This is a genomic window from Alcaligenes sp. PF14 (assembly GCF_037150615.1).
Lineage (GTDB): Bacteria > Pseudomonadota > Gammaproteobacteria > Burkholderiales > Burkholderiaceae_B > Alcaligenes > Alcaligenes phenolicus.
Map to the genome: position 1 here is coordinate 623711 of NZ_JBAGRS010000001.1, position 20643 is coordinate 644353.

The 20643-nt window shown below is 56.8% G+C and carries 17 protein-coding genes; 13 read left to right on the forward strand and 4 right to left on the reverse strand.

The features are described 5' to 3' along the window. The 13 genes from bamB (at window position 1) to rpoD (ending at window position 15549) form a co-directional block, all read left to right on the forward strand. Window positions 1-1179 carry an outer membrane protein assembly factor BamB gene (gene bamB / locus WFM49_RS02850; RefSeq protein ID WP_250755847.1) on the forward strand — a complete coding sequence of 393 codons (1179 nt, stop codon included), beginning with the start codon at window positions 1-3 and terminating at the stop codon, window positions 1177-1179. Further along, window positions 1176-2534 (forward strand): ribosome biogenesis GTPase Der, encoded by a 1359-nt coding sequence (gene der, locus WFM49_RS02855; protein WP_009455876.1) that lies wholly within the window; start codon window positions 1176-1178, stop codon window positions 2532-2534. Before bamB ends, der begins: the two co-directional genes overlap by 4 nt. Further along, a complete protein-coding gene (gene hisC, locus WFM49_RS02860; protein ID WP_250755846.1) occupies window positions 2534-3616 on the forward strand; it encodes a histidinol-phosphate transaminase in 1083 nt (360 codons plus the stop codon). Before der ends, hisC begins: the two co-directional genes overlap by 1 nt. Window positions 3617-3732: 116 nt before the next feature. Next, window positions 3733-3969: an RNA chaperone Hfq gene (gene hfq, locus WFM49_RS02865; protein ID WP_003799329.1), complete on the forward strand. Its 237-nt coding sequence runs from the start codon at window positions 3733-3735 to the stop codon at window positions 3967-3969. A gap of 78 nt (window positions 3970-4047) precedes the next feature. Further along, window positions 4048-5136, forward strand: coding sequence for a GTPase HflX (hflX, locus tag WFM49_RS02870; protein WP_009455872.1), 1089 nt, complete (start codon window positions 4048-4050; stop codon window positions 5134-5136). After that, window positions 5120-6436, forward strand: coding sequence for an FtsH protease activity modulator HflK (gene hflK / locus WFM49_RS02875; protein ID WP_257112029.1), 1317 nt, complete (start codon window positions 5120-5122; stop codon window positions 6434-6436). The genes hflX and hflK overlap by 17 nt, the downstream gene beginning before the upstream one ends. A 9-nt stretch (window positions 6437-6445) precedes the next feature. Beyond that, window positions 6446-7333, forward strand: coding sequence for a protease modulator HflC (hflC, locus tag WFM49_RS02880; RefSeq protein ID WP_021446479.1), 888 nt, complete (start codon window positions 6446-6448; stop codon window positions 7331-7333). Window positions 7334-7503: 170 nt separating this feature from the next. Then, window positions 7504-8661 carry an ATP phosphoribosyltransferase regulatory subunit gene (locus WFM49_RS02885; protein ID WP_009455869.1) on the forward strand — a complete coding sequence of 386 codons (1158 nt, stop codon included), beginning with the start codon at window positions 7504-7506 and terminating at the stop codon, window positions 8659-8661. A 74-nt stretch (window positions 8662-8735) separates the two neighbouring features. Next, window positions 8736-10031: an adenylosuccinate synthase gene (locus tag WFM49_RS02890; protein WP_009455867.1), complete on the forward strand. Its 1296-nt coding sequence runs from the start codon at window positions 8736-8738 to the stop codon at window positions 10029-10031. 154 nt (window positions 10032-10185) lie between these two features. After that, window positions 10186-10731, forward strand: a complete 546-nt coding sequence (locus tag WFM49_RS02895; RefSeq protein ID WP_021446480.1) for a phosphoribosyltransferase — start codon at window positions 10186-10188, stop codon at window positions 10729-10731. Window positions 10732-10854: 123 nt separating this feature from the next. Beyond that, window positions 10855-11067, forward strand: coding sequence for a 30S ribosomal protein S21 (rpsU, locus tag WFM49_RS02900; protein ID WP_003799344.1), 213 nt, complete (start codon window positions 10855-10857; stop codon window positions 11065-11067). Further along, window positions 11064-13067, forward strand: coding sequence for a DNA primase (gene dnaG / locus WFM49_RS02905; RefSeq protein ID WP_009455860.1), 2004 nt, complete (start codon window positions 11064-11066; stop codon window positions 13065-13067). The genes rpsU and dnaG overlap by 4 nt, the downstream gene beginning before the upstream one ends. 259 nt (window positions 13068-13326) lie before the next feature. Beyond that, window positions 13327-15549 (forward strand): RNA polymerase sigma factor RpoD, encoded by a 2223-nt coding sequence (gene rpoD, locus WFM49_RS02910; RefSeq protein ID WP_336971563.1) that lies wholly within the window; start codon window positions 13327-13329, stop codon window positions 15547-15549. A gap of 214 nt (window positions 15550-15763) precedes the next feature. Here rpoD and WFM49_RS02915 read toward each other — a convergent pair whose 3' ends face one another. From WFM49_RS02915 to guaD, 4 genes are all read right to left on the reverse strand, one after another. Beyond that, entirely contained in the window at window positions 15764-17038 is a 1275-nt protein-coding gene (locus WFM49_RS02915) for a sensor histidine kinase (RefSeq protein ID WP_031231909.1), read from the reverse strand. A 33-nt stretch (window positions 17039-17071) separates the two neighbouring features. Next, entirely contained in the window at window positions 17072-17746 is a 675-nt protein-coding gene (locus WFM49_RS02920) for a response regulator transcription factor (RefSeq protein WP_009455854.1), read from the reverse strand. A gap of 59 nt (window positions 17747-17805) precedes the next feature. Next, on the reverse strand, window positions 17806-19107 hold the full coding sequence (locus WFM49_RS02925) for a methyltransferase family protein (RefSeq protein ID WP_009455852.1): 1302 nt from the start codon (window positions 19105-19107) through the stop codon (window positions 17806-17808). Window positions 19108-19299: 192 nt separating this feature from the next. Continuing rightward, window positions 19300-20625, reverse strand: coding sequence for a guanine deaminase (guaD, locus tag WFM49_RS02930; protein WP_324575766.1), 1326 nt, complete (start codon window positions 20623-20625; stop codon window positions 19300-19302). Window positions 20626-20643 lie beyond the last annotated feature (18 nt).

Genomic DNA, 20643 nt, shown 5'->3' on the forward strand with positions numbered 1-20643 from the left:
ATGTCTCTTCCTACTATTCGCAAATCCCCATCCTCTGCCATGCGTGTCCTGCGCTTGAGCGCTCTGGCCCTGAGCCTGACCGCTTTGGCCGGTTGCTCCATGTTCTCCAGCAAGGATCCTCGTTTCGAGCCTACGCCCCTGACGGAATACACCCCTGGTGTGGCCGCCAAGATCAGCTGGAGTACCTCGATTGGTAGCGGCGCAGACTCCGGATTTGCACCGCAAGTCAGTGGCTCCTCGGTCTACGCCGCGACGGTCTCGGGTCAGGTCAGCAAGGTTGATCTGGATACGGGTCGCGTGCAGTGGTCGGCCAATGCCGGCAAGAAGTTGACCGCCGGTGCAGGTTCGGATGGTGTGGTGACTGCGGTCGCTTCGGTGGACGGCAACGTCATTGCGTTTGACGACTCGGGCAAGGAGTTGTGGCGCAGTCGTAGCAGCAGCGCTGTGAATGTGCCGCCTGCTGTGGGTGCCGGTGTGGTTGTGGTGCGTACCAGCGACTACCGCTTGCAGGCATTTGATGCCAGCACAGGTGATCTGCGCTGGAGTCTGCAGCGTCCTGGCCCCGCCTTGTCGCTGAAAACCAGCATGCAAATGCGCATTATTGATGGTTTGTTGTTGGCAGGAATGCCCAACGGCCGTTTGATGGCCATTGACGCAGCTCAAGGTCATCTGGTGTGGGAAGGCAGTATTTCTGTCTCCCGCGGCGCGACGGACCTGGAGCGCATTAATGACGTCGTGGGTGCTCCCCAGGTCGTCGATCCCCTGCTGTGCGGTGCAACCTACCAAGGTCGTGTTGCCTGCTTTGACGTCTCCCAAGGTGGACGACTGGTGTGGGATAGGGAATTTTCGGCCGGTACCGGTATCGCAGCGGACAACCATATGTTGTATGCCGCCAATAGCCGCGACCAGATTGAAGCGTTTGCCATGACAGACGGGCAAACCATCTGGAAGCAGAATGCTTTGCGTAACCGTGGTCTGGCTCCTTTGGCCGTCATGCCCCAGGCGCTCGCCGCCGGTGACATGGAAGGCTATGTTCACTTTCTATCGCGACTGGACGGCACCTTGTTGGGCCGGGTCAGTGTCGGCGGTGGTGCCATTGTGTCGCCTTTGATCGGAACCCCGCGTGGGGTCCTGGTCCAGACCGGCAATGGTAATTTGGTCTTGGTTGGAATCAATTGAAAAGCGTTTCTTTTAAGCCCGTAGTGGCTTTGGTCGGTCGGGCCAACGTCGGCAAGTCCACTTTGTTCAACCGCCTGACGCGCTCGCGCGCGGCTCTGGTGGCGAACTTCCCTGGTCTGACCCGCGACCGTCATTACGGCGAAGGCCGGGTTGGCAGCCGCCCCTATATCGTGGTCGATACGGGTGGTTTCGAGCCTGTGGCCAAAACCGGCATGTTGCTGGAGATGGCTCGTCAGACCCAGCAGGCGATTGCCGAAGCTGACGTGGTCGTCTTTCTGGTCGATGCCCGTGAGGGCGTCAACGCACTGGATCTGGAAATTGCGCAGTTGCTGCGCAAGCTGGGGCAGAAAGTGCTGCTGGCCGTCAACAAGGCCGAAGGCATGCGTTACGAGGCCGGTGGCGTGGAATTCCACGAACTGGGCCTGGGTCAGCCTTACCTGATCTCCGCTTCCCACGGCGATGGCGTGGAAGAGCTGATCAACCTGGCACTGGAGCAAGTGCCCAATCCTGAGCCTGAAGAGGATGGCCAGGATGACGATGAATTTCAGCACCGTATCAAGCTGGCGATTGTGGGCCGCCCTAATGTGGGTAAATCCACCTTGATCAATACCTTGGTGGGTGAAGATCGCGTGATTGCGTTTGACCAGCCCGGTACGACGCGTGATGCCATTGAGATCGAGTTCGAGCGCAATGGGGTGGAATACACCCTGATCGACACGGCCGGTTTGCGCAAGCGCGGCAAGGTATTTGAAGCGGTTGAAAAGTTCTCCGTTATCAAGACCTTGCAGGCGATTGAAGCGTGTAACGTGGTCTTGTTGATGATTGACGCTCACACCGAAATTTCCGACCAGGACGCCAGCATTGCGGGCTTCGTGGTAGAAACCGGTCGTGCACTGGTGGTGGGCATCAACAAGTGGGATGGCCTGGACGAGTACCAGCGCGAGTGGATCAAGCGCGAGTTCGATCGCAAATTGCGCTTCCTGAACTTTGCCAAGATGCACACCTTGTCGGCCTTGAAAGGGCAGGGGATCAATCCCTTGCTCAAGTCGGTCAATGCCGCGCATGCGGCTGCCTTCTCCAAGCTGTCCACGCCCAAGCTCACTCGCGTCATGCAAGAAGCGGTGGAACAGCAACAGCCACCGCGCAAGGGCATTTTCCGTCCCAAGTTGCGGTATGCTCACCAAGGTGGCATGAACCCGCCGATCGTGGTGATTCACGGCAACGCCCTGGATGCCATTTCGGACAGTTACCGCCGTTATCTGGAGACGCGTTTTCGCGAGGCCTTCAAGCTGGAAGGCACGCCTTTGCGCATCGAATTCAAATCATCTAAAAACCCTTATCTGAAGGACGCGTAATGAGCCGTTTGTGGAGTGATCATGTAGCGGGGCTTTCACCCTATGTACCGGGTGAGCAGGTCAAGCTGGATAACCTCTTGAAGCTGAACACAAACGAACATCCTTTCGGTCCGTCGCCTAAAGCGCTGGAAGCGATCCGCCAGGCGGCGACCGATGATTTGCGTCTTTACCCTTCCTATAGCGCGCAGGAACTGCGTGATGCTGTGGCGCACAACCACGGTGTGAAAGCTAACAACGTCTTTTTGGGCAATGGCTCGGACGAAGTGCTGGCCCATGTGTTCAGCGCCTTGTTCCTGCGTGGCGTGCGCCCGGTCCTGCTGCCCGATATCACTTACAGCTTCTACACCACTTACTGTTCGTACTTCGGTGTGCCTGCGGATATCGTGCCGCTGCGCGAGGACTTCACGTTGAATGTGCAGGACTATGTGCGCAAGCGCAGTCTGCCACCTGCCGGCATTATTTTTGCCAACCCTAATGCGCCTACCGGCATTCCTTTGTGCTTGACGGATATAGAAGCCATTCTGGCTGCCAACCCAGATACCACGGTGGTGGTGGACGAGGCGTACGTCGATTTCGGCGGTACCTCTTCGGTTGGTTTGCTGGAAAAATACGACAATCTGGTGGTCATTCAGACCATGTCCAAGTCGCGCGCTCTGGCTGGTTTGCGTGTGGGTTATGCCCTGGCCAGCGCCGATATCATCCAGGCGCTGGAGCGGGTGAAAGACAGTTTCAACTCCTACCCCATGGACACGATTGCCCAGGTGGGTGCGGTAGCTTCCTTGAAGGATACGGAGTATTTTGACCGTCAATGCCAGGCTGTGATTGATGCACGCGAGCAGTTGCGCGCTGATCTGGAGCAGCTGGGTTTCGAGATTTTGCCCTCGAAAGCGAACTTTTTGATGGCAACTCACCCTAAGCATTCGGCAGCTGGTATTCAGCAGGCCTTGCGTGAACAGGGGATTTTGGTTCGCCATTTCCGTCAGCCACGCATTGAGCAGTATTTACGTATTACGGTAGGATCGCCCGAGCAATGTGCCCGACTGTGCAACAGTTTGCGGCAGATTTTAGGGCAAGGCGCCTGATATACACTTATTAGATAAAAATCTCCAGTTTGGAACGTGCGAATTCAGGGAAAACCCGGTAAAGTAGTGGGATTCGCTTCCATTTCTGGAAAAACAACATAACCGGAGCCTCACCAATGAGCAATAAAGGGCAAATTCTACAAGACCCGTTTTTGAACGCGCTGCGCAAGGAGCATATCCCTGTGTCGATCTACCTGGTCAACGGCATCAAGCTGCAAGGTCAGATCGAGTCCTTCGATCAGTATGTCGTACTGCTGCGCAATACAGTCACTCAAATGGTGTATAAGCACGCGATCTCTACCGTCGTTCCTGCACGCCCCGTTACTTTGGCTGCGGATGAGCAGGCTGAATAAATCCTCACCCAGTTCTTTGTACTCTGAAAGACCCGTCTCGCGGTGCCCGCGGGCGGGTCTTTGTTTCTGGAGCAAGCGTTGAAGGCACTGGTAATTAGTGTGGATATGGGCGAGCTGGACTACAAGGCCCATGCTGAAGAATTCGTCATGCTGGCTGAAGGGGCGGGCGCCCAGATTATGGAACTGATGGTCGTGCGTCGGTCCCGTCCAGATTCTGCCTATTACATCGGTACGGGCAAGCTGGAAGAGGCTGTCGCCCTGGCCAAGGCAACTGGCGCCGAAGTCGTGTTGTTTGATCATGCCTTGAGCCCGGCCCAGCAGCGTAACCTGGAGCGCAAGCTGGAGCTGCGTGTGGTTGACCGGGTTGCCCTGATTCTGGATATTTTTGCCCTGCGTGCGCAAAGTCACGAAGGTAAATTGCAGGTGGAACTGGCCCAACTGCAACACCTGACTTCCCGATTGACCCGGATGTGGACTCACCTGGAGCGGCAAAAGGGTGGTATCGGTATGCGTGGTCCTGGTGAATCGCAGCTGGAAATGGACCGCCGGATGATTGGCGACAAAGTCCGTACCTTGCGTGAGCGTCTGGCCAAGGTGCAACGCCAGCGCAGCACCCAACGTCGTGCCCGTTCTCGTAGCGGCACCTTGTCGGTGTCACTGGTGGGCTACACCAACACGGGAAAATCCACGCTATTTAACGCCTTGACCCGTGCAGATGCCTACGCAGCTGATCAGTTATTTGCTACCTTGGATACCACCACGCGTCGTATCTGGATTGAAGGGGCAGGGCAGGTCGTAATTTCGGATACGGTGGGTTTCATTCGTGAATTGCCACCGACCTTGATTGCCGCTTTCCGGGCCACTTTGGAAGAGACCGTCCATGCAGACGTATTGCTGCATGTGGTCGATGCGGCCAACCCTCAACGCGATGAACAAATCGCTGAAGTTCATAAGGTTCTGGAGGACATCGGGGCCCATGAAATACCTCGCATTCTGGTCTATAACAAAATTGACCAAGCCGGCTATGAGCCACGGGTAGAGCGGGATGAACATGGTACTATTGCCCGAGTCTTTGTTAGCGCTTTAGAGCGCATCGGATTGGATGGCTTGCGTACAGCAATCGTCGAATCAGGTCATTTCGCGGAAAACAATGCGTCTGAACAATAAAATATTCAATCTCAATGATCCCGGTTGGGGACGAGACAGTGGCAAAAACGGTTCCGAGCCACCTCGCCGCCCCGAGAAACAAGATGGCCCGCCTGACCTCGACGAGGTATGGCGTGACTTCAACAGTCGCTTGGGATCTTTATTCGGCAAAAAGGGACGTCGCTCCCCTCCCGGTGGCATGCCTCCGGGTAGCGGTAATGGCCCATCCATCCCCAAAGGCTCGCCCAAGCTGCTGATCATCGGCGGTGTGGTCGCGGTCGGTCTGTGGATGGCCAGTGGCTTTACCATCGTGCAGGAAGGTCAGGTTGCCGTGGTTACCCGTTTTGGCGCGTACACGAAAACTCTGAATCCCGGTTTGCAGTGGCGTTGGCCCGCTCCCATCGAAGATCACCAGACTGTGAATATTTCGCAGTTGCGTACCTTTGAAGTGGGCTACCGCGGCAGTGCACGCAATAAAGTCCTGCCTGAATCGTTGATGCTGACAACCGACGAGAACATCGTCGACATGCAGTATGTGGTTCAGTACCGTTTGCTGCCTACAGGCGCACCGGATTACCTGTTCAACACCAATAATCCGGACGAGTCGGTACGTCAGGCGGCTGAAACCGCCATGCGTGAAGTCGTGGGCAAGCAGCCCATGGACTCCGTGCTGTACTCCGGCCGTACCCAGATTGCATCGGACGTGCAGCAGCTGGCCCAGTCCATTCTGGACCGCTACCGTACCGGCATTCAGATCAGCACCGTAGCTATCCAGAACGTGCAGCCGCCCGAGCAGGTTCAGGCCGCCTTTGACGATGCCGTCAAGGCCGGTCAGGACCGCGAGCGTCAGATCAACGAAGGTCAGGCCTATGCCAACAAGGTGTTGCCCGAAGCCGCTGGTCAAGTGGCTCGCATGATGCAGGAGTCTGAGGGTTACAAGGCTCGTGTGATCGGTGATGCCAAGGGTGATACTGCCCGTTTTGGTAGCGTCGAGGCCGAGTACGTGAAGGCTCCGGGTGTAACGCGGGATCGTCTGTACCTGTCCACAATTCAGGAAATCCTGGAGAGCACCAGCAAGGTACTGGTTGATACCCGTAGCGATAACAACATGATCTATCTGCCTTTGGACAAGATCGTGCGTCAGGTGGGTAGCCGCACAGATATGGAGCCTTCCGCTCCTGTCGCTTCGGCCGCTTCGCAAGGACAGGTCAGCCGTCCAGTTCCCGCTGCGGCACCCAAAGCGCCTGCGCCAGCCAATCCAGCCGGTCTGGATACCTCGCTGGGCTCTTTGGTCAGTCCTTATTCCCCATACGCACGCTAGGAGAGCTTGATGCAACGTTTATTTCCTGCTCTGGTGGCCCTGGCGGTAATTGTCGGTCTGCTGCTGTCTTCCGTTTTCATCGTGCGTGAGCGCGATGCGGCTCTGGTTTTTGCCCTGGGTGAGGTGCGCGGCACCATCACGACTCCCGGTCTGTATTTCAAGTTGCCGCCACCGTTTGAAAACGTGGTGTTTCTGGACAAGCGTCTGCAGACGATTGAAACCAAGGATCCTGAGCGTATTCAGACGGCTGAAAAGAAAAACCTGCTGATCGACTCGTACGTCAAATGGCGCATTTCCGATCCACGCCTGTTTTACGTGACCTTTGGCGCAACGGATCGTGGTGCTGTCGAGCGTTTGCAAGCCCAGATTCGTGACGCCCTGAACGCTTCGGTGAACGTGCGCACGGTGAAAGAAGTGGTTTCCACCGAGCGTGATGCCATCATGCGTGAAGTGCTGACGGCCGTTGAGGCCCGTGCCCGTCCTTTGGGTGTGGAAGTGATTGACGTGCGTTTGCGTCGTATTGACTTCGCTCCCGAGATTTCGGAATCGGTATACCGTCGTATGGAAGCCGAGCGTACACAAGAAGCCAACCGTTTGCGTGCAACTGGTGCGGCTGAAAGTGAGCGTATCCGTGCCGAGGCCGAACGTCAGCGTGAAGAGTTGCTGGCCGACGCGTATGCCCAAGCTCAGGCCATCCGTGGTCAGGGTGATGGTGAAGCCGCTGCCATTTACTCCGATAGTTATGGCAAGAACCCCGAGTTCTATCGTTTCTACCGCAGCCTGGAAGCCTACCGCAGTGCTTTCAGCAAACAGACCGACACACTGGTCATCAGCCCTGACTCTGATTTCTTCAAGTATTGGGGCAAGCAAGGATCACCCGCAGCACCTGCGAACTGATCCCCGCTAGAGAACTTAGGGCCGCTGGGTGTTCCACCCGCGGCCCTGATCGTTTATACTAGCGTGTAAGTTACTAACACCACTTCGCATGCGACTTGGGCGGCTTACAGGCCCCAAGTCGCTTTTTGTTTGGCTGGAACTTTCGTTTATAAGTAGTCCGAGGCACGAGTATGTCCAATTGGTTGTTGCCAGAGAGCCTGGCTGATATCTTGCCTGCAGAGGCGCGCCGCATCGAAGAACTGCGCCGCGATTTGCTAGACTTGTATCGTACTTACGGGTTCGAACTGGTAGCTCCACCTCTGGTGGAGTATCTGGAATCCCTGCAAGCGGTTTCTGGCACAGATCTGAATCTGCGTACCAGCAAAGTCGTCGATCAAATCTCGGGTCGCACCATGGGCGTACGCGCCGACATGACCCCCCAGGTGGCACGTATCGACGCTCACTTGCTTAACCGCGAAGGCGTCACTCGGCTTTGCTACTGTGGTTCGGTCTTGCATGCCCGTCCGGCTGGTTTGTTGTCGGACCGTGAATTGTTGCAGATTGGCGCGGAAATTTTCGGCCATGCCGGTATTGAGTCCGATCTGGAAGTAGTGCAACTGGCGCTGGAAAGCGTGGGTCGGGCAGGGGTGCATCATCCTCGCCTGGACTTGAACTACCCCGATCTGGGACGCTTCCTGATCGAGCGCGATCCTATTTTGAAAACCCGCGTGGCAGAAGTGTGTGAGCTTCTGAACGCCAAAGATGTGTCGGGCCTGCGCGCCCTGGGTCGTGAGTCGGGCTGTCTGCCTGAAACCACCCGCTATCTGCTGGCTTTGACCTCGCTGTATGGCGATGGCAGCGTACTGGAGCGTGCCCGCAGTGTTTTGCCGGACGAACCGGAAGTGCGCGAAGCTCTGGGTAGCCTGCGCAGCTTCATTGATGCTTTGCCTGGCCACGAAATTACGGTGGACCTGGCCGACATCGGCAGCGGTTATGCCTACCATTCGGGCCTGATCTTTTCGGTTTACGCCGAAGGATGGCACGATGCCTTGGTCAAGGGCGGACGCTTTGACGGTATTGGCCGCATGTATGGTCGTGCTCGTCCTGCAACCGGCTTCAGCCTGGATTTGCGCAAGCTCTCGGCTGGCTTGGCACCGGCTCAGGCAGCCCGTGCAGTACGCGCTCCCTGGGGGAGTGATGCGGCCCTGACTGCAGCGGTCAAGCAGCTGCGTCAAAACGGTGAAATTGTGATTCAGATGCTGCCCGGTCAGGAGCTGAATCTGGATGAATTCGTGATCGATCGCGAGCTGGTCTCGCTGGACGGTCAGTGGCAAGTTAGGGCGCTGTAAGCCAGGCGGCTTGTAGCGTTGGTGATTGTTATTGGTCCGGCACCGTGCCGGCCTCCTTTATTCTGATACTAGACATGAGCAAAAACCTTGTGGTGATTGGCACCCAGTGGGGTGACGAAGGCAAAGGCAAGATCGTCGACTGGCTGGCCGAGTCCGCGCATGGCGTGGTTCGTTTCCAGGGTGGGCATAACGCTGGCCATACATTGTGGATTAATGGCAAGAAGACCATTCTGCGCTTGATTCCGTCGGGCATCATGCACGAGCACGTCACTTGCTACATTGGCAATGGCGTGGTGCTGTCGCCTGAGGCCCTCTTGACTGAAATCGCCGAGCTGGAAGCTGCCGGTCTGGACGTGCGTTCGCGCCTGCAGATCTCGCCCGCTTGCCCGCTGATTTTGCCCTACCACATCGCCGTGGACCAGGCTCGTGAAAAGCGTAAAGGCGACGGCAAGATCGGTACTACCGGTCGCGGTATCGGCCCTGCCTACGAAGACAAGGTGGCACGCCGTGCCCTGCGTGTTCAGGACCTGTACGATCCCGAAATCTTTGACGAAAAATTGTCCGAAGCGCTGGATTACCACAACTTCGTGCTGACCCAGTACCTGGGCGCTGAAGCTGTTTCCGCTGAACAGGTTCGCGACCTGGCCATGAAGCACGCTGAACAGCTGGCTCCTATGGTTGCTGACGTATCCAACAACCTGTACCAGGCCAAGAAAGCAGGGCAGAAACTCCTGTTTGAAGGTGCCCAGGGTGCATTGTTGGATATTGACCACGGTACATACCCCTTCGTGACCAGCAGCAACTGCTTGTCCGGTGCCGCTTCCGCAGGTTCGGGTGTGGGTCCTCAGGAATTGAGCTACGTGCTCGGTATCGCCAAGTCCTACACCACTCGCGTGGGTTCGGGTCCATTCCCGACCGAGTTGCTGGATGACACCGGCATGCGTCTGGCTACGGTTGGCAAGGAATTCGGTTCCGTTACCGGTCGTCCACGTCGTTGCGGCTGGTTTGATGCGGCGGCCATGAAGCGTTCGGTCATGATTAACGGTATTTCCGGTCTGTGCATTACCAAGCTGGACGTGCTGGACGGCGTTGAGCAAATCAAGATTGGTGTGGGTTACCGCTACAAGGGCGAATTCCTGGACGTCCTGCCCTACGGCGCACACGCGGTTGCCGAAGCCGAGCCCGTTCTGGAAGAAATGCCCGGCTGGACCGAGTCCACCGTGGGCGTGACTGACTACGACAAGTTGCCTATCAACGCTCGTCGTTACCTGGAACGCATTGCTGAACTGTGCGATGTACCTATCGACATGGTTTCCACAGGGCCAGATCGCAACGAAACCATCGTATTGCGCGATCCGTTTACCAAATAAGCGATTTATCGCGGTATAATGCCTTGCACCGTTGTACGGTGCGTACAGAGCGGCCTGAAGGGCCGCTTTGTCGTTCTGGACGCTGCGTTGGCCTACCAGACTCTTGTTTTGCAGGTACCAAAGCGCAGCTAGTGCATTTATATCTGGAATACATATGAGTCTGCCCCCAAATAGCGATACTGATGAATGGGTTTCCTGGGAACAATACAATCGCCTGATTGAACAATTGGCCCTGAGTATTCACGAATCAGGCTGGAAATTCGACAAAATTGTTTGCCTGGCCCGAGGCGGCATGAGAGTGGGAGACGTTATTTCGCGCATCTATGATGTACCCCTGGGTATTTTGGCCACCAGCAGCTATCGCGAAGCCGCCGGTACCGAACAGGGTGATCTGGATATTGCGCAATACATCACCATTACCCGTGGCACCCTGGATGGGAATGTGCTGCTGGTCGATGATATGGTCGATACGGGCAAGACTTTTATGCGTGTACGTGATCACCTGCGTGCACAGTTTCCCGCGATCACCGAGCTGAAAACCGCCGTTTTGTGGTGGAAAGGCCACGCCCAGGTCGACCCGGACTACTACGTGTCCAAGTTGCCCACAAATCCCTGGATTCATCAGCCTTTTGAGGACTACGATAGCATTCGCCCTCATCAGCTGGACGCCTGGATCCGTAAGGGTACCGGCCAGGCTTGATCGCTGGCATTCAGATAATTGGTGGATAGCCTAATTGCGCCTTGCTTGGTGTATGCCAGCAATCGTGCTACCATATTGGGCGTATCTGTTACGCTAACTCTTTTTACAAAGGTCAGGGATTACATGTCCATTGTTCGCCTGAAAGAAAACGAACCCTTTGAAGTTGCTCTGCGCCGCTTCAAACGCACTATTGAAAAAACCGGTCTGTTGACCGAGCTGCGTTCGCGCGAATTCTACGAAAAGCCAACGGCTGAGCGCAAGCGCAAGCACGCTGCCGCCGTGAAGCGTCACTACAAACGCATCCGCAGCCAGCAACTGCCTCCACGCTTGTATTGATCCCTGAATCTTTTGTTCAGGAACTGCTCGCCCGTGTCGATGTCGTAGATGTCGTCGGGCGGTACGTGCAGTTGCGTAAAGGCGGGGCCAACTTGCTTGGCCTGTGCCCTTTTCACAACGAAAAATCCCCTTCATTTACAGTCAGTCCCACCAAGCAGTTTTACCATTGCTTCGGTTGTGGCGCTCACGGATCGGCTATCTCGTTCCTGATGGAACACACAGGGGCTTCATTCCCCGAGGCGGTACGCAGCTTAGCTGGTTCCGTCGGAATGACTGTGCCCGAAGCAGATCGCACCCCACGCCAACGTGCTGCCGATGCGCGTCGTAAAGACGAGTTGTCGCGTCAGCATCATATTCTTGAGACGGCACAGGGGCACTACCTACGTCAGCTAAAACAGTCACCCATTGCCATCGACTATCTAAAACGTCGTGGCCTGGATGGGGAGACGGCTGCCCGTTTCGGTTTGGGCTGGACAGGTACGGAGCGACGCGGCTTATCGGCTGTATTTCCGCAGTACGAAGACAAGCAGCTGGTTGAGTCCGGTCTGGTGATCGAGTCCGAAGATGGTCGTCGCTACGACCGTTTCCGTTCACGCATCATGTTTCCGATCCGCAGTACCAAGGGCCATATCATTGGCTTTGGCGGTCGTCTGATCGAAAAAGGCGAACCCAAGTACCTGAATTCGCCGGAAACCACGCTGTTTTCCAAAGGACACGAGCTATACGGCTTGTGGGAAGGACGTCAGGGCATACGCAAAGAAGGCTTTGTCCTGATTGTTGAAGGTTATATGGACGTGGTGGCGCTGTCGCAACATGGCTTGCACAATGCCGTAGCGACCTTGGGCACCGCGACAACCGAATACCACATCACCAAATTGATGCGCGCCAGCGACAGGCTGGTGTTTTGCTTTGATGGTGACGGGGCAGGGCGCAAGGCCGCCTGGCGTGCTTTGAATACCTGCTTGCCGCTGGTACGTGACGATGTGTCCATCCGCTTCATGTTCCTGGCGGATAACCACGACCCCGATTCTTTTGTTCGTGAGCACGGTGCTGCCGCGTTTCGCGAGCAGGCCCAGGAAGCAGCAGCTTTGTCGCGCTTCTTCCTGGACGAGCTGGCGGCCCGCCATCGCATGGACGAGGCCGAAGGCCGCGCGGCCTGCGTGCACGAGGCCTTGCCTTTGCTGCTGGAACTGGCTGACAGTACCTTGAAAGTGCAGATTCAGCACGAATTTGCCCGCATGGTGCTGCTGACGCCGGACGAGCTGGCGCAGCGCCTGAGTACCGTAGAGCCGGTTCGTCGGCCTGCTGTGGATACGCCGCCTGCTCAGGATGGTCTGGTAGCCAGACCACCGGTTCCGGCGCAGCCAGCACCATCTTCAGATGGCATGGAGCTGTTTGAGGACGGTTTTGATGGTTCGTTTGCTGACAGTCTGCCTATGGATGGCTGGCAGGACGACTCTGATTGGCAGCCTCAACCCCAGTATCAGGAGCGGCCAGTGACTGCTCGTGGCAAGGGCAAGAACAACCGTCAACGGACCGAGCGCGCTGTCGTGGGTGGCAGCCGTGCGGTGACGCCCATGGCCAAGCGATTGCTGCGCTTGCTTATTGGGCATCCGACTCTGGTGGGCGAGCTGGGCGATCAACAACTTGAAATTTTGGCGCAAAGTCCCCATTTACGTTTAGTGCAAGAGCTGATTGCCTTAAGCAATATCAGCTCGGCGCGTCACGCAGGTGCGTTGCTGGAGGCCGTGGACCCCGAGTCCGACCTGGCCCCTGTGCTCGAAGCGCTGGCCACGGAGCTCTTGGGCGAAGAAGAATTGCCTGACCCGCAGGGTGAATGGCGTGATGCGCTGCATCGCATCGAACTGGATGCGATCAAGGCAGAGCAGTCGGCATTGGTGGCCACGGGTTTGCAAGAGCCCGAACAGCGTCAGCGTTATCAAGAATTGACACGCCGTATTGCTTTGTTGAATGCTGCTTATACTCGGCAAGTGAAGTAAAATATTGGGTTATGTGTTGTGTTTGTGGCCGGCCAGGGGGTTAAAACTGGTACGCGAGCAAATGCGGCGGGTTAGCGGATTGTGAACCACCTTATGCCTTGAGCCCATGAGCCAGGGATTAAATGACTTAGGGTTCGCTCGCGCAACACGCCCAGGAGCAAGCCGGTTGTGAACACGCTCATTATCAGGCTCTTGCCTGTACGACTCGGTGGCTACATATTTAGTGCCACAGGGGTAAATGGCGTCTATGGAAGAAAATATGACTCAAACGACTGGTAAAACCTCGACGACGGTCTCTCGGTCTGCTAAGAAAACTTTGGCCGCGACAGCAAAATCAGGGGCATCAAGCTCGGTAGAGCTCGATGAGCTTCACGAAAGTGGAGAGCCAGGCGCAGCGCCTGCCAAAAAGGCAGCTAAAAAGGCGGCTGCTAAAAAAACGGTAGCCAAAAAAGCGGCTGCCAAGAAAACAGCGGCTAAAGCCGCTACCGGCGGTCGCCGTGGACGTCCTGCAAAGAATGCCAATAACGACGGTATCGACTTTGTCGATGACGACGAAATGGGCGAAGAAGAGGTCATTCCTGATCTCAAGCCGGTGGCCAAGCGTGGTGCCAAGCGCGCTAAAGCCGAAAAAGATGTATTCGGTGTCCGTGGCCAACTGAGCCCTGAAGAACAGGAAGCCCGTCGCAATCGCCTCAAAGCCCTGATCAAGCTGGGTAAGGACCGCGGTTACCTGACCTACAGTGAAATCAACGATCACCTGCCCGATGATCTGGTGGATGTCGAAGCCATTGATGGCATTATCGGCACCTTCAGTGACATGGGTATCTCGGTTTACGACCAGGCTCCCGACGCTGACACCTTGCTCATGAGCGATAACGCGCCCATGGCATCCAGCGACGACGACGTCGAGGACGAAGCTGAAGCTGCTCTGACCACGGTGGACTCTGACTTCGGTCGCACGACTGACCCTGTGCGTATGTACATGCGCGAAATGGGTTCGGTGGAACTGCTGACCCGCGAAGGCGAAATTGAAATCGCCAAGCGCATCGAAGATGGCTTGAAGCACATGGTGATGGCTATCGCCGCCTGCCCAACCACGGTTAACGAGATCCTGGCCTACGTTCAGCGTGTACGCGAAGGCGTCATGCAGATCGACGAAGTGGTTGACGGTCTGGTGGACGATGATGGCGAAGAATACGCCGGTTCCGGTGTAACCGCTGACGACGAGGACGAAGGTCCAGCCGGCGGCATGAGCAGCAAGCAGATTGAATATCTGCGCAACAAGTCGCTCAAGAAATTCGACATCATTGGCGAATGGTTTGACAAGATGCGCGTGTCCTTCGAGTCCGAAGGTTACAAGAGCGCAGGCTATGTGCAAGCCCAGGAAACCATCCTGAACGAATTCATGGGCATCCGCTTTACCGCCAAGATGGTGGAAAAGCTGGCCGATACCATGCGCGAGCAGGTTGCCATCGTGCGTCAGCACGAGCGCGAAATCCTGAACATCTGTGTGGATCGTGCTGATATGCCACGTGCACACTTCATCAAGGCTTTCCCCGGCAACGAAACCAATCTGGATTGGGTGGTGCAGGAGGTGGCAGCAGGCCATCCTTACAGCCCCATTCTGGAGCGCCACATCCCTGCCATTCAGGAAGTTCAGCAAAAGCTGATCGACCTGCAAACCAGCGTTGTGCTGCCTTTGAAGGACCTGAAAGAAGTCAACAAACGCATGACCACGGGCGAAGCCAAGGCACGTAAAGCCAAGCGCGAAATGACCGAGGCCAACTTGCGTCTGGTGATCTCCATCGCCAAGAAGTACACCAACCGTGGCTTGCAGTTCCTGGACCTGATTCAGGAAGGCAATATCGGTTTGATGAAGGCAGTGGACAAGTTCGAATACCGTCGTGGCTACAAATTCTCCACGTACGCTACGTGGTGGATTCGTCAGGCCATTACGCGTTCGATCGCTGACCAGGCCCGCACGATTCGTATTCCGGTTCACATGATCGAGACGATCAACAAGATGAACCGTATCAATCGTCAGATCCTGCAGGAAACCGGCGTTGAGCCCGATCCCGCAACCCTGGCCCAGAAGATGGATATGCCCGAAGACAAGGTTCGCAAGATCTTGAAGATCGCCAAAGAGCCTATCTCCATGGAAACGCCTATCGGTGACGATGACGATTCCCACCTAGGCGATTTCATCGAGGACAACAACACCGTTTCGCCATCGGATTCCGCTTTGCACGGCTCCATGCGCGATGTGGTGAAAGATGTCCTGGATTCCTTGACGCCACGCGAAGCCAAAGTGCTGCGCATGCGTTTTGGTATCGAGATGAGCACTGACCAGACTCTGGAAGAGGTGGGCAAGCAGTTTGACGTCACGCGTGAGCGTATTCGTCAAATAGAAGCCAAGGCTTTGCGCAAGCTGCGTCATCCTAGCCGTGCCGACAAACTGAAGAGCTTCCTGGAAAGCCAGTAAGTCTTTAGCAGGTCTGCTTGAGCAAGATAAAAAACCCGGTCTGAATAAGACCGGGTTTTTTTGTGCTCATTGCCCAGCCTTTTAAAATCTCTTTTCAAGGGTTAGGCGCTGCAGTTGAGAAAAGCTTACTAGGTCTTTGGTCTTGCCTGTCGCAATGAGTTTTTGATGCTCTTGGCGACACCGTTCGTGCAGATAAGTTTGCCGTTTCAGGATATCAGGACGGATCCAGATCCAGCTTGAATACACAGCCTTTGCCATTCGGCCCGCTTTGTACACTTAAACTCCAGCCTTGCGCCAACGCCAGTTGGCGTGCCAGTGCCAGGCCTATGCCTCTGTGGCCTTCTTCGCGCAGTCCTGTCGTCAGTTGTTTGCCCTGGCTGAAGTGGCGCTCAAAGATCAGGATTTGATCTTGTTTGGCAATGCCGGGGCCGTCGTCTTGCAAAGCCAGGACTGAGGGGGCAATCCAGCTCAGTTGCAGCTTGCAGGGGGCGGCGTGGTCGATGGCATTGCGCATCAGGATGCGCAGCAACATGGACAGGGCATAGGGGTCCAAGGTGTAGTGCAAGTGGTCAGGCACCAAATTGCTCCAACGTACTTGCTGGCTATCCGCATCCAGCAGGGCGACGGCCTGCCAGGTCTGTTGAGCCAGCTCGTGGACCTCGACTTCGCGCACATGGCGCTCTGCGGTGTAAGCCAGGCTTTCTGCGGCATCCAGGCTGGCGGTGACGGCATCGGCGTGGACCATCATGCGTTGCAGGCGCTGTTGTTGAGGGCCTTCGGGCAGTTGCAGCAGCAAAAGCTCGCAATCGCTGCGTATGGCAGTCAGCCCTGTACGCAGCTCGTGGCCCAGATTGGCGGCGAACTCGCGTTCATGCGTCAGTAGTTCCTCAACTTGCTCCTGCATGCGATTAAAGGCTCGGATCAGCCGGCCAGCTTCATCATCCTGGTGTTCGGGCAGGCCGGAGCGGCCGGGTGCCCAGTTTTCCAGATGGCGGGACAGGGTCAGCATGGGAGCCACAGCGTGGCGGGCTACTCGACGCCCGAGTAAAAACACCAGCAAAATCGTGGCCGAACCGATCAGGAGCAGAATCAGGCCAAACTCGCGTACTCGGTCTTCGTGAGGGGTGGCGCGATACACCAGATACAGCTGGCCTTGCTCTTTGTCCTGGCGCAGCACGTGCCAGGTGTCACTACCCAGATGAAATTCGTAAATGCCCGGTTCGGAAACACGGGCAAATTCGGGCAAATTGTCCAGAGTTTGGCCCGGCAAAAACCAATAGCTGTCCAGCTCTGCGCCCAGGGCTTCACTGCGGTCGTAGGCGCTGTCGGGTAAAAGAGTGGGGTTGCGAGCGTAAGAGACCAGCATGGCGTTGACCATCTCGTCTTCCATGCGCGCAAAGGCTACATAGGCCAGTCCCCCCATAATGATGACCAGCAAGGCGGCTATCAGGGTCAGGGCCCAGGATACACGCTGGGTAAGGGTGCTCATGAAGCGGCTGCGGCGCGGGGCTATGGCCATCCCTTAGCTCTCCTGTTGCAAACGCCAGCCCATGCCGGGCAAGGTTTCAATGGTGCCTGCGCCAGCCTCGGACAAGGCGCGGCGCAAGATATGGATTTGACTGCGCAAGGCTTCTGGGGACGGTGCACCCTGTGGCCACAGGGTTTTCTCCAGGGAGCGACGTGTCAGAATGGCTTGCGGGTCGCGTAACAGAGCTTCCAGCAACTGGCGGGCTTTGAAACTCAGGTGCAGTTCCTGACCGTTTACGCTGACCAGCGCCGTATCCAGGTTGTATTCCAGACTGCCCCAATGCAGTGAGCCGTGCTGTACTTGTGGTGGGCCACGACGCATCAGAGCGCGTAGCCGGGCCTCGACTTCAGCCAGGGCAAAAGGTTTGATCAGATAGTCGTCCGCCCCCAGATCAAAGGCCGTGAGCTTGCTCTCCAACTGGCTGCGGGCTGTCAGTACCAAGGTCGGGATGGGTGTTTGACTGGACTGGCGCAGGGCCTGGAGTACACCAAAACCATCCAGACCGGGCAGGCCCAGATCCAGCACCAGCGCATCAAAGTCCTGTTCTTGCAGCAGTGTCAGTGCACCATTGCCGTCGTAGGCGGCATCCACAGCAAAGCCTTTCAGTTCCAGATAGGTATAAAGATTTTCGGCAATGGTCGTATCGTTTTCAACAATCAGGACACGCATGACAGCTTGTTCCACAGGGTTGGGACAGTTCTTGTGCAGCTTACTGCACTTGGGGACGATCAGGGTAGACGCAGAAGTACGGGTACCCAGCCATTGATTTGCAACCACTGTGCCAGGGCAAAGACGGGCCAGATCAGGAAGTAGGGCAAGGCATCACGCAAGGTGCGGGCCAATCCTGTCAGGGACACTTGCAGTTCGTTCGGGCTGTTCCAGAGGCTCAGGCGTGGGATCAGGCGGGGCACGCGCTGGCAGTAGTCCTGATAATCCTGACCAAAGACTTTGTGCAGTAGAACCTGTTCTTCGTCGATCACATTGTTGAAGACGGCGTAGACAAACAAGGCGAGTATGGGGCCAAGCAGCAGGCTGCCGGACAGTGCACCCATGCCGGTGACGGCACACAGGGAAAACAGATACAGCGGGTTGCGGCTGATGGAGTAGGGGCCTTGGCTGATCAGGCTGGAGCCTTTATGACCACCCAGGTACAACATGCACCAGCAGCGGCCCAGGACGGCAATCAGGACCAGCCCCAGACCGGCCATGCGGGTGAATTGAAAGACCAGCGAGTCGACCGCCCATGTGGAGGCGAAGAAAGGCAGAATCACGACCATCAGGCCACCAAACATCCCCAGGCTGCGGCGACGTTGTACCTGAATGCTGGCCAGATGTTCCCAGGCCTCTGCAACCGTGGCGCGTTCGCCATGGGAGGCTGACCAGCGTTCGGGATTCACGATCAAGGGGTAGAAGGCGATGCTGCCCAGCAGCCAGACAAGCGCCAGTGAGGCAAACACTTGAGTCAGATTGATACGCTCTTGATCCGCTTCCAGCAAGCCCAACAAAAAGGCGCAGATCAAACCGGCCAGCAGGCCCCCCCAGCGCAGGCGGGCCTGGTTCAAGGCCCAACCGGCAAAGTACAGGTGTAGCAAGCCAGCGCCCACGGCGACGATGGCACCCACTTCCAGCAAGGGTTTGATCTCGGGTATCTGGTGATACAGCGATTCCAGGCTTGGGGAGGCGGCGGAGTACTGCAGAAGCAGCATCAGCAAAGGCACGGCCAGGAACAGGCTGGTGCCCAGCAACAGGATGCGTTTGCCTGGCAAGGCCTCTTGTCCGCGCAGCTGGCGCAGCTTCCAGGCAGCCAGGAACAAACCAGCGGCGGCAATCAGGCCGGTCAGCAGACCTTGAGCCTCTTTCATTTCATGGGCCATATGGCCAGGTTGCTGGCTGGATGCCAGCAAGGGATTGAGCGGGGACCAGTCCTGGGTCAGGCTGGCCAGCCAGAGAAACAAAAAGGTCACTCCCACAACCTGCGTCAGCAGGTAGAACAGGGAGTTGCGTTGCACCAGTGTTGATGTGCCGGACATAATCAAATCTCGCCAAGAAGAGGGGGGAGCCGGGGCTGGCTCCCTACTGACGGGATCAATGTATCGTTGGCACCGTAAAATCCGCGTTAAATCGAAAAACGCGTGCAGATATTTTTTGGGTAGACGGAAAAGAGTCCCTGGCGGCGGTTGTAATGATTGGAGTTGCCCGCCAGGACCCGGCTTCAGTTGTGTTTAGTGATCGCGCTGATGCACGCAGCGGCCTGCGCTGTAGCTGGCTTGAATGCAGCGATCGTCACCCAGCAGGGCCAGCATGAACAATTGCTCTTCCAGCGAGTTCAGCATGGTGCTGCGGCGGGCCATCAAGGGAGTGGCCTTGGGGTCCATCACAATAAAGTCCGCCTCGGCACCAGGAGCCAGCGTGCCGATTTGACCCTGCATGTCCAGTGCCCGCGCGGCCCCTTCGGTGGCCATGTAGAACATGGATGCGGCGGTCAGATGGTAGTTGTTCAGACGGGCCACTTTGTGGGCTTCGTTCATGGTGCGCAGCATGGAGAACGACGTCCCGCCGCCCACATCGGTGGCCAGGGTGTGCAGCACCTTGCTTTGGCGAATGGACTGGAAATCGAACAAACCAGAGGCCAGGAACAGGTTGGAGGTGGGGCAGTGCGCCGCAATACTGCCGGTATCGTGCATGCGGGCGCGATCCTGCTCGTCCAGCCAGATACTGTGGCCGTAGATGGCGCGAGGGCGCAGCAGACCAAAGCTGTCGTACACGTCCAGATAGCTGCGGTTCTTGGGGAACAGCTCGCTTACCCATTTGATTTCGTCCTTGTTTTCTGCCACATGGGTTTGCAGAAACACATCGGGGTAGGCGCGGGCCAGTTCACCACAGGCGGCCAATTGCTCCGGGGTGGAGGTGGGCGCAAAACGGGGTGTCAGAGCGTACAGTTGGCGGCCCTTGCCGTGCCAGCGCTTGATGAGGTCTTCCGAATCGCGTGCGCCTGACTCGGCGGTATCTTGCAGATAGTCCGGGCAGTTGCGATCCATCATCACCTTGCCTGCAATCATGCGCAGATTGCGCTCGTGGCTTTCTTCAAAGAAGGCATCCACGGATTGGCGGTGCACACTGCCATAGACCAGGGCGGTGGTCGTGCCGTTGCGCAGCAGTTCGTCCAGAAACACGCCAGCCACTTCGCGGGCATGTTCACTATCGCCAAAACGGCCTTCAGTTGGGAAGGTATAGGTTTCCAGCCAGGGCAGCAGGCCGCTGGAGGGAGAGGCAATAATGTCGGTTTGCGGAAAGTGCAGGTGGGTGTCGATCATGCCTGGCATGATGATTTGCCCGCTCAAATCCACGGTCTTTGTATCGGCAGGCAGGCTGCGTGACAGTTCGGCCCAGTCGCCACAGGCCTGAATCTGGCCCTGTTCGTTGACCAGCAGCAGGCCGTCACTGTGATAGCGCACGGCTTCGGAAGGATCTTCCAATGTGGCAGGGTCCGCGACAAAGTACAGCAGTTGGGCACGGTAGGCGCAGGCGGAGTGTAAAGAGGTAGTCATAGTGTCCTTGAAGTCGAG